Source organism: Acidaminococcus intestini DSM 21505, from assembly GCF_000425045.1.
GTDB classification, from domain to species: Bacteria; Bacillota; Negativicutes; order Acidaminococcales; family Acidaminococcaceae; genus Acidaminococcus; species Acidaminococcus intestini.
This window is the reverse complement of record NZ_KE384299.1, coordinates 1-9,175: the sequence shown is the minus strand read 5'-3', so window position 1 is coordinate 9,175 and position 9,175 is coordinate 1. Positions and strand designations below refer to the sequence as shown.

Below are 9,175 nucleotides of genomic sequence, written 5' to 3'. Positions count from 1 at the left end.
CCCTGTTTGAGAGATATGTAAATTCAAAGGATAACTAAGCGTAAAATGTTTTTCGGTAGGGAAAAATAGTCCTTGCAGAATAAAAGGGAGGCCCCTATTGTTAAGATAGTGTTAACGGCACGAATATCAAAACAAAGGAAGGTCTCCCATGGAAAAGATTGTATCAGATGTCATCAAAATAATAAAAGGGTCTAAGAACGAAATTGAGATGGAAAAGGTCCTCTGGACCTTTCTCCTAAACACCGTTATCGCCATGATTGCCCTTGCCTTTGAGCGAATTAATGATGAGCTCTTTGCATCCCTCAAGGCAGAAGGATATAAGGTACAGCGCAAGGATGCACGCACCATTCAAGGTATCTTTGGTCCTTTGACCTACGAACGGAGGTTGGTGAAGAAGGAGGGAGAAAAGGCCTTCTATCCCCTTGATAGGCATCTGGGGTTTGAGCGCTACCGCAGGTACACGCCCTACCTTGAGTTCTGTGTGGTCAAGCTGGCTGCAAGGTCCGTCTACCGCGTTGTGGAAGAGTCCATCAAGATCCTTTCCCCAGTGATCATCAGCCACCAGAAGGTGGCCATGCTAGTAAGAGACGCCGGCCGGAGATACAGCAAGTATGAAGAGACCATGCTAACCGTTGACGCAAAGCCGGATGGGGAGCTTGTTAAGCCTGACACGCTCTATATCGAAGGCGATGGGCTCTACATCTCTAGGGTAAACGGCAAAGATCCGTCTCTGGAGAGCAAGGAACCTGAGGAAAAGCCCAGAAAGAAGGAATACAATGAGCTGCACCGGATTCAGCTGGATGTGGGCGTGGAGCAGGAAGGAAACGGGAAGAGGCACAGACTTGTAGATAGGCGTGAGTTCGTCGATACAGACCTTGCCAAGGTTCAGATGCAGCTGGAACGCTTCTTGGAAAGCTACTACAACCTTCAGAAGACCATCGTTATCTGCAACAGTGACAATGGACCAGGGTACGTGAGAAGCTCGTTTGAGCGGATGGCAGGAGAGTGTGGTCAGTTTGAGTTCTTCGTGGATCCGTACCATGTGAACCAGAAGGTCAAGACACGGCTCAGCTTCGCTCCCAAGGGCCTTCAGAACGACGTTTTACGCGTCCTGAGACAGTTTTTAATAGGGAGAAGGTGGATGCGTACCTCAATGCGGCAGAAACCCTTGTAGAGACCAAGGAAGAGCGTCACCAGGTCTTCCGCCTTTGAGGTTACTTGAATAGAAATTGGGACATGCTGAAGCCCCATTCTATGCGTAAGGGACTAGAGAAATCGGTGAGGTGCTATGGGACGTGCGAGAAAAGCCCCAGACAGTATTCCTACCGGATGAAAAAGCAAGGCCAGCGCTGGGGAAAGGAAGGCTGCTTAGCCATAGCCAAGGTCCTTGCGGGCCTGCAAAATGATGAGCTTGAAGCAGCGCTGTCCAGCAAGTTCAAGCCCGTAAAAGCACCGAAGAGCGAGGAACTGCGTAAGGCCTTGAGAAGCGCACTGAAGAAATCTCCCATGGTTCCACATGTGGGAATTAGAAATGGGGGAATTGGTGGCTATACGGCCAGCAGTACAGCAATAGGTCACTTAAGTTCCATTTTCCGCATTTAATTAGGCTGCAACACAATCTTATAGGGATCTCCCGAGAAAATGTTGACACATACCCCCGCGCATACGGGGATGAACCTAAGAACCCATCCCGCCATTCCCGTTTCCCAGGGTATTTTCCCGCGTATGCGGGAATGAACCCCATTTTCAGCATTTGGGAATGGTAGCGGCTCGAATTGGGATGGGCTGTCAGGCCAAAGCACTTTTAGTGATGAAGCTGATATTATCTTGAAAGCGGGACGGTGTTTTTGATAACGAAGGTTGAAAAAAACACAAATTCAAGCAAGATATACATTGACCTTGAAGTTGCTGATAGCCAAAAATAAGGGAGGACGTCTATGAAGAAAGAGAATCTCAGCCGTTATGATAGCGAAGTATGGAGCGACAACTCCAAAAATTGCGAGCAATGCAAAGACTGTATTTTTACGACGATTGAGGAATACCAAAAATGTACTTGCGAGATATACACTGATATGTATGATGACCCAAAACCCAATGACGTTATATTCAAAGGAATTCCGTGCAAGTATTATCAACGTTGCGAGTATTCCACGCGCATACGGGGATGAACCTAAAGGGGTGATCATCATGGAGTCTAATTCAAAAATTACGGCTTTACTTGGTTTGTTGATGGCACTTCCCATCACACTTTTTTGGACAGGCGTATCTGGAATTGGCATCACACTCGTTTGTCTTGTGATTTTCCCTTCAGAATACTTCTTACAAGCAACACTTCTTTTTACCACACTCTTTTTTATCGTTCTAAACGTCAACGGCTGGCGTGAACTACGAAGGTAGGCTGCTTACAAGCTAACTACTCCATAAGCATTCCCCGCGCATGCGGGGATGACTCCTTCGTCTGAGCAACAATCGCAGCCGGGTCAACGTATTCCCCGCGCATGCAGGGGTGTCCCTTGTACTAAACCTAGACTTAGCAGCGAACTCCTGTATTCCCCGCAGCTGCGGGGTTGTTCTTTTTGAGAAATGTATGAAAACTTAATGAAGAAAAAGTAAAAATTGGCTGCACTTTGGAAATTTAATTCAACTTCCATCCAGGCCAGATTAGATTGTCTCCTTTCAGCTGTGGTCTCCCACTTATTTAGTCTATGATACGATTTGAGCGCTGAGCATCTACCTAAACACTCCCTCTCCCTTTCTTATCTCCTATAAATCCTGTATAATAAGACTATCCACAACGAACCATCCACATAAGGAGCTTTTTACTATGGAACAAGATAAAAAATTTGCACTGCTCATTGATGCAGAAAATATTTCTCCGCAATATATCGATATCATCCTTTCAGAAGCAAACAATCTGGGGAATGTCATCTATAAACGCATTTATGGTAACTGGACAAGTCCGCAGATGGGGAGCTGGAAGTCGACCATTCTCGATAACGCAATCCAGCCGGTACAGCAGTACAGCAACACAAGCGGCAAAAATTCAAGTGATTCGGCTCTCATCATTGATACGATGGATCTGCTTTACCGGACCCAGCTTGATGGATTCTGCATTGTCTCATCAGACAGCGACTTTACGCGCTTGGCATCCCGCCTGCGTGAATCGGATAAGTATGTCTTAGGGATGGGGGAGAGCAAGACGCCGCGCTCCTTTATCTCTGCTTGCAATCGGTTCCTGTATCTTGACGTCCTTTATGCAGAATCAAAACGGGAAGATATGCCTGAGACCGAACAGGCAGCGCTTCAGGAAGAACCTGCTGAACCAAGAAATCACGCAAAAACCAGCAAAGCGGTTCAGGAAGGCAATAAAAAAGTGCGGGCCATCCGCAGTGCCCTGATCAAACTTACCGATGAGAATTCCAATGATAATGGTTGGATCAGTTCAAGTTATTTGGGTAATCTCGTCATTCGCCAATATCCGGACTTTGACGTGCGTGTTTATGGATATAAGAAATTCCTTGACTTCATCCGTTCCCTTAATATCTTTGAAATCCATTCAACAAGCAACCCGAAGAACATGACGGCAAAGACCTATTATTTCCGTTTGAAATAGAGGAGAAAGGCTGAAAGGTTTCCATGCCTGATGCGAAAAGTTTTTTAAAAAGGTGCTTGCCAAGTATTAAAAACTATGGTATCATCTATATCTGTCAGGTGACTGATTGGCCCAGTAGTTCAGTTGGTTAGAATGCCGCCCTGTCACGGCGGAGATCGTCGGTTCGAGTCCGTCCTGGGTCGCCAATGCGGAAGTAGCTCAGTGGTAGAGCATCACCTTGCCAAGGTGGGGGTCGCGAGTTCGAATCTCGTTTTCCGCTCCATAGGAGTATAGTTCAATGGTAGAGCAACGGTCTCCAAAACCGTGGATCTGGGTTCGAATCCTAGTACTCCTGCCAGAGAATTTTGAAAGACATGCTGCATAGCGGCATGTCTTTTTCGTTATAATTCCTTATTTGTAATGGTACACGATGATGTAAGGTTATAAAATCCGCATTTAATACCGATAATAAGGCGCGCCCTAAACCGCCCTTCGGGCGGGGACTGAATAAATTTTTCGATAACACGGTTCTACGGACTGCTAAGCACAGCAGACTGTGCTTACAGGCAGCCTCGAACTAGCGAAAAGTGTTCCCCGCTACTGCTTATGTGGAGACGTCGGGGGAAAAACGCCTCTTTTCATCCACTACCCACTCCCGCAAGCAAGCTCGCTGGTTATAATCCTGCTAAGAAAGACTATTTGCAAGATCATCGTACACAAAAACGGTTCCGTTACTTTTGCATCCGCCAGATTCTAACTTAGGCGGATGTAAGGGATAATCCGACTCGCACTCTGTGGTTTCACCTTGGAGCACCGGCTTTGCCGGCAGAGGAAACTCTGAATGCTCCTATCGTCGCTGCCCTCTGAGTAAGTTCGCTGCACGAATTTACTCAGAAAGACGGTGATATTTTTTGGGCGACAGTGAAATGAGAGTGTGGTACGCAGCTTCGTATGAATCGTCATGCTGCCATTGCATTCATAATCATAAGAAGCAAGCAATGGAGGCACGTTGCTCTGGATAATCGGCACGATTTGTGCACCGAGGTTCTTCATAGCTGGCCGCCCCTTGCCTTCCTCCTCCCATAATGCTATAATACTTCTATTAATTCCATACTTATGTGATGAACAAGAGAGTACCTTTTGGCTGGTGTCCCAGAGAGCGCAGGCAAGGTGGGAGCTGCGCACAGAAGCGAGAGGGAAGTTCACTTGGGAGCATCCGTCCTGAACAGAGTAGGGATGGCGCAGGCTGCGTTACGGCCGCAATGAAGTACAAATTAGGGTGGTACCGCGAACCTTCGCCCCTTTTCCGGGGTGGAGGTCATTTTTTTTAGGAGGCGTTGGTATGTACGACAAACTGGAGGAACTGCGGGAAAAGATCCGCAAGGACTTAGGCGAAGTCAAATGTGTGGATGACCTGAAAAACATCCGTGTGCAGTATTTGGGCAAAAAAGGCGCCCTGACCGAAATCCTGCGCGGTCTCGGCAGTGTAGCCGCCGAAGAACGTCCAAAAGTGGGCAAAATGGTGAATGAAGTGCGCAGCAAGGTGGAAGCCCGCATTGCTGACCAAATGAAACTGCTTGAAGCCCGCCAGCTTGAAGAAAAAATGGCGTCTGAAAAGATTGACGTGACCTTGCCGGGCCGCAAGGCAGCCGAAGGGCATCTGCATCCTGTGACGCTCACCCTGCGTGAGATCAAAAAGGTCTTCATGCGCATGGGCTTTGAAGTCGCCGAAGGTCCTGAAATTGAAAATGACTATTTTAACTTTGAGGCACTGAACCTGCCTAAGGATCATCCGGCCCGCGACATGCAGGACACGTTCTATCTGACCGATGAATTCCTCATGCGGACCCAGACCTCTCCTGTACAGGCTCGTACCATGCAGTCCCGTACGCCCAACAGCCCCATCCGCATGATCTGCCCGGGCACGGTGTACCGCAATGACTATGACGCAACCCATTCCCCCATGTTCCACCAGGTCGAAGGCCTTGTCATCGATAAAAATATCAGTCTGGCCGACCTCAAAGGGACGCTGGAACTCTTCTGCAAGGAAATGTTTGGCTCTTCCGTCAAGATTCGTCTCCGTCCGAGCTTCTTCCCCTTTACGGAACCGTCCGCCGAAGTCGACATCAGCTGCGTCATCTGCGGCGGCAAAGGCTGCCGCGTCTGCAAGAACTCCGGCTGGCTCGAAATCCTCGGAGCCGGTATGGTGCATCCCAACGTCCTGCGCATGAGCGGCTATGACCCTGAAAAGGTCAGCGGGTTTGCTTTCGGGATGGGCGTCGAACGAATTGCCATGCTCCGTTATGGTATCGATGACCTGCGCCTGTTCTTTGAAAATGACCTGCGTTTCATTCGTCAGTTTAAATAAGGGGGCCGCTTGTTATGTTAGCTTCAATCAATTGGCTGAAAAAATATGTAGAGATTCCGGTTACGCCGGAAGTTCTTGCTGATAAACTTACCCGCGTCGGGCTCGAAGTGGAGCAGGTCCTTCACCTGGGTGAAGGCATCGAAGGCGTCATTACGGGCAAAGTCGTGACTATTGAGCGTCATCCTGATTCCGATCATCTTTGGGTTTGCCAAATGGACCTCGGAAAAGGGGATACGGTTCAGATCCTGACAGGTGCCCAGAACGTCCATCAAGGGGATGTAGTCCCTGTAGCTCAGGTCGGTTCCCATTTGCCGAACGGCATGGAACTCAAACCCGTGAAGATGCGCGGCCTTGATTCCAACGGCATGCTCTGCAGCGCGGGAGAACTGGGCATCGACGCCAAACTGCTTCTTCCCGAGCAGCGCGACGGCATCTTTATTCTCCCTGCTGATACACCTATTGGGGCCGATATCAAAGCCGTCCTTGGTCTTGATGATGTCGTCCTTGATATTGACCTTACGGCAAACCGCGGTGACTGCTTCAACATGCTGGGTCTTGCCCGCGAATGTGCCGCCGTCCTCGGAACGAAACTGACTTTACCGGACTATGCACCGGAAAGTGGGGAAGGAACCCCAGCGAGTGACCGCGCCACCGTCGATATTGTCGCCACCGACGTATGCAGCCGCTTTGGCCTGCGCATGATTGAAAACCTTGAAATCAAGGAATCGCCTGAATGGATGCAAAAACTTCTCCGCGCTGTCAATATCCGCCCCATCAATAACGTTGTCGACGTCACAAACTACGTCATGATGGAACTGGGCCAGCCTATGCACGCTTACGACTATGACAAAGTGGCCGGCCATCATTGGGTCGTCCGCCGCGCTCATGAAGGCGAACACCTAAAGACCCTTGATGGTCAGGACCGCGCCCTTTCGCCGGAAATGATCGTCATTGGTGATGATGAAAAAGGCATTGGCCTTGGCGGCATCATGGGCGGCTTTGAAACGGAAGTAACGGGCGCCACAAAGACGGTCATGCTCGAAGCGGCCACCTTTAACGGCCCGACCATCCGCCGGACCTCAAAAGCCCTGGGCCTTCGCAGCGAAGCGTCCCAGCGCTTTGAACGCGGGGTCGATACCATCTTGAACCATAACGCCCTGAACCGCGCCATCTATCTCCTTGAAGAAATTGGCGCCGGCAAAGCCGTTCACGGTGTGGCTGAATGTTACCCCGTACCGGAAAAACCGGTGGAAATCAAAGCGGCTCCGACGAAACTGGCCGCCCGCATTGGCTGCGACATCGACGCGGCAACGATGAAAGCCATCCTCGAAAACCTAGACTTTACTGTCGAGGAAAAAGGCGAGGACAGCTGGGTTGTCACCGTACCGACCTGGCGCAAGGACTGCGACTGCAGTGCCGATCTCAGTGAAGAAGTGGCCCGTATGTATGGCTATGACAAGATTGAATCGAAGACGCCGGAACTCATTATGGCCCGTGGCGGTCAGGCCCCCATTGAAGATGTGAAGGACATGATCCGCGACACCCTGACCGGCATTGGCCTTGATGAAGTCATGACCTACAGCTTCTATAACGCCCAGGTCTTTGATAACCTCGGACTTCCGGCTGATGACAGCCGCCGCAAGGCCCTACAGATCATCAACCCCATCAGTGATGATTTCCGCACCATCCGGACCACACTGACGCCGTGCCTGCTTTCCACCGTTGCGTATAACCAGGCCCGTCAGAGCGAACGGACAGCCATCTTTGAAGTGGGCCGCGTCTTCATTCCGAAAACCCTGCCGCTTACGGACTTCCCAGAAGAAAAGATGGTCCTTGCCATTGCCATGAGCGGCAAACGCAACCCCCTTTCTTGGAATACGGCTAAAGACGCCATCGACTTCTATGACATCAAAGGCGCCCTTGAAGAAGTCATGGACAGCCTCCAAGTGAAAGGCCTCTCCTATGGACCGACGAAGGAAGTTTTCCTCCATCCTGGAAAGAGCTGCGCCATCAGCTATGAAGGGAAAGTCATCGGCTTCATGGGAGCCATCCATCCGACCGTTCAGGACCGCTTTGGCCTCAGTGCGGAAACCTACGTTCTCGAAGTGGAGATTGCACCTTTTGTCAAGAGTGCTGAACAGATTCCACAGTTCGAACACGTCCCGCAATTCCCGAGCGTTTCCCGTGATATCGCCGTCGTTGTAAAAGCGGGTGTCTCCGCAAGCGACCTTGAAGCCGAAATCCGCAAAGAAGGCGGTGCCCTCCTCGTAGACGTCCGCATCTTCGATGTCTATACGGGCAAACAGGTTAAATCTGGCTATAAATCTGTCGCCTTTAACCTCACCTTCCAGGATGTTAGCCGCACCCTCCAGGATAAAGACGTCGACGACGTCATCAAACAGATCGTTGCCAACGTCCAGGATAAGTTCGGCGGGATGCTGAGAGATTAAGTTCATATTTTAGTCGGAGCAGCCATTGCTTCGATTTGATGTAACACGTGAGCCCATTGCTTTCGGAAAGATAACTCCGAAGCAATGGGCTCATAGCGTATTGTAGGACGGAAAGCCTCACGGTTGAGGGTAGGGGAAAGGGCTGTCAAGCTGTCTATTCGGTCTAGTGCGTTGGTTGTTCTACAGCTCTTTTGATCGGTGAGAAGGTTGTCGAGCTATATATATATATCCATCCTGTGGGCCGAATGGCTGTCTCGAGCCTGCGGATCTGGCTGTCAAGCAAAAAAACGTGACGCACGGCGTTAACAGGTCGAGTCTTTGCCTTACGGTCTTTTGCCTTACAGTCTTTGTCTTACGGTCTTTTGCCTTCGTGTTTTGCCTTAGAGACGGCGAAAGCCGTTCCGCTCTAGTGGGACGGATCGACTCTACGAGTCGAGCTCAGAGGCAAAACACGAAGGCAGGTAGTGGTGAGAATAAGGAATGCGCTGCTGAATATCATCATAGCAATAATCCCACAGATTGAATTTTGAGCTAGGCCCGATTGAGAAATACGCAAACAACAGCTCATTTACCAAGAGCATACAATACCTCCCACGCTCAAAAAGCCCTGAACCGAATTCGTGTCTACGTTCGGTTCAGGGCTCACGTTACGGTCTTTTGCCTTAGAGACGGCGAATGCCGTTCCGCCTTGCCAAGGCGGGGGACCAAAAGCCACTTGATTCTGCAAAGCAGAAGGCAAGTCCTTTTGGTGGTGGATGAGGAGGG

General features: G+C 50.0%; 6 protein-coding genes, 3 tRNA genes, 1 pseudogene and 1 other annotated feature. Of the genes and pseudogenes, 9 read left to right on the top strand and 1 reads right to left on the bottom strand.

The genetic code is table 11. The features are described 5' to 3' along the window. Window positions 1-148 precede the first annotated feature (148 nt). From H503_RS0111580 to pheT, 9 genes are all read left to right on the top strand, one after another. Window positions 149-1,174: a UPF0236 family transposase-like protein gene (locus tag H503_RS0111580; RefSeq protein WP_009016215.1), complete on the top strand. Its 1,026-nt coding sequence runs from the start codon at window positions 149-151 to the stop codon at window positions 1,172-1,174. 155 nt (window positions 1,175-1,329) lie between these two features. Next, on the top strand, window positions 1,330-1,602 hold the full coding sequence (locus H503_RS12095) for a hypothetical protein (protein ID WP_014128392.1): 273 nt from the start codon (window positions 1,330-1,332) through the stop codon (window positions 1,600-1,602). A gap of 360 nt (window positions 1,603-1,962) precedes the next feature. Then, window positions 1,963-2,397, top strand: a complete 435-nt coding sequence (locus H503_RS12530) for a hypothetical protein (RefSeq protein ID WP_026385753.1) — start codon at window positions 1,963-1,965, stop codon at window positions 2,395-2,397. A gap of 427 nt (window positions 2,398-2,824) precedes the next feature. Next, window positions 2,825-3,613 carry an NYN domain-containing protein gene (locus tag H503_RS0111565; RefSeq protein ID WP_009016214.1) on the top strand — a complete coding sequence of 263 codons (789 nt, stop codon included), beginning with the start codon at window positions 2,825-2,827 and terminating at the stop codon, window positions 3,611-3,613. A 108-nt stretch (window positions 3,614-3,721) separates the two neighbouring features. Next, window positions 3,722-3,798: transfer RNA gene (locus H503_RS0111560), tRNA-Asp, on the top strand. Window positions 3,799-3,800: 2 nt separating this feature from the next. Beyond that, window positions 3,801-3,875: transfer RNA gene (locus H503_RS0111555), tRNA-Gly, on the top strand. 1 nt (window position 3,876) lies between these two features. Then, a tRNA-Trp gene (locus H503_RS0111550) sits at window positions 3,877-3,950 on the top strand. 754 nt (window positions 3,951-4,704) lie between these two features. Continuing rightward, window positions 4,705-4,898, top strand: a binding site (T-box leader). 36 nt (window positions 4,899-4,934) lie between these two features. Beyond that, window positions 4,935-5,960 carry a phenylalanine--tRNA ligase subunit alpha gene (pheS, locus tag H503_RS0111545; protein ID WP_009016213.1) on the top strand — a complete coding sequence of 342 codons (1,026 nt, stop codon included), beginning with the start codon at window positions 4,935-4,937 and terminating at the stop codon, window positions 5,958-5,960. A 14-nt stretch (window positions 5,961-5,974) separates the two neighbouring features. Next, a complete protein-coding gene (gene pheT / locus H503_RS0111540) occupies window positions 5,975-8,410 on the top strand; it encodes a phenylalanine--tRNA ligase subunit beta (protein ID WP_009016212.1) in 2,436 nt (811 codons plus the stop codon). Window positions 8,411-8,978: 568 nt separating this feature from the next. Here pheT and H503_RS12615 read toward each other — a convergent pair. Further along, a pseudogene (locus H503_RS12615) lies at window positions 8,979-9,175 on the bottom strand (hypothetical protein); the annotation flags it as partial.

What these genes read in the sequence shown, in the direction of transcription:
- H503_RS0111580 (WP_009016215.1), top strand. Translation starts at nt 149, where the DNA reads ATGGAAAAGATTGTATCAGATGTCATCAAAATAATAAAAGGGTCTAAG.
- H503_RS12095 (WP_014128392.1), top strand. Translation starts at nt 1,330, where the DNA reads ATGAAAAAGCAAGGCCAGCGCTGGGGAAAGGAAGGCTGCTTAGCCATA.
- H503_RS12530 (WP_026385753.1), top strand. Translation starts at nt 1,963, where the DNA reads ATGATAGCGAAGTATGGAGCGACAACTCCAAAAATTGCGAGCAATGCA.
- H503_RS0111565 (WP_009016214.1), top strand. Translation starts at nt 2,825, where the DNA reads ATGGAACAAGATAAAAAATTTGCACTGCTCATTGATGCAGAAAATATT.
- pheS (WP_009016213.1), top strand. Translation starts at nt 4,935, where the DNA reads ATGTACGACAAACTGGAGGAACTGCGGGAAAAGATCCGCAAGGACTTA.
- pheT (WP_009016212.1), top strand. Translation starts at nt 5,975, where the DNA reads ATGTTAGCTTCAATCAATTGGCTGAAAAAATATGTAGAGATTCCGGTT.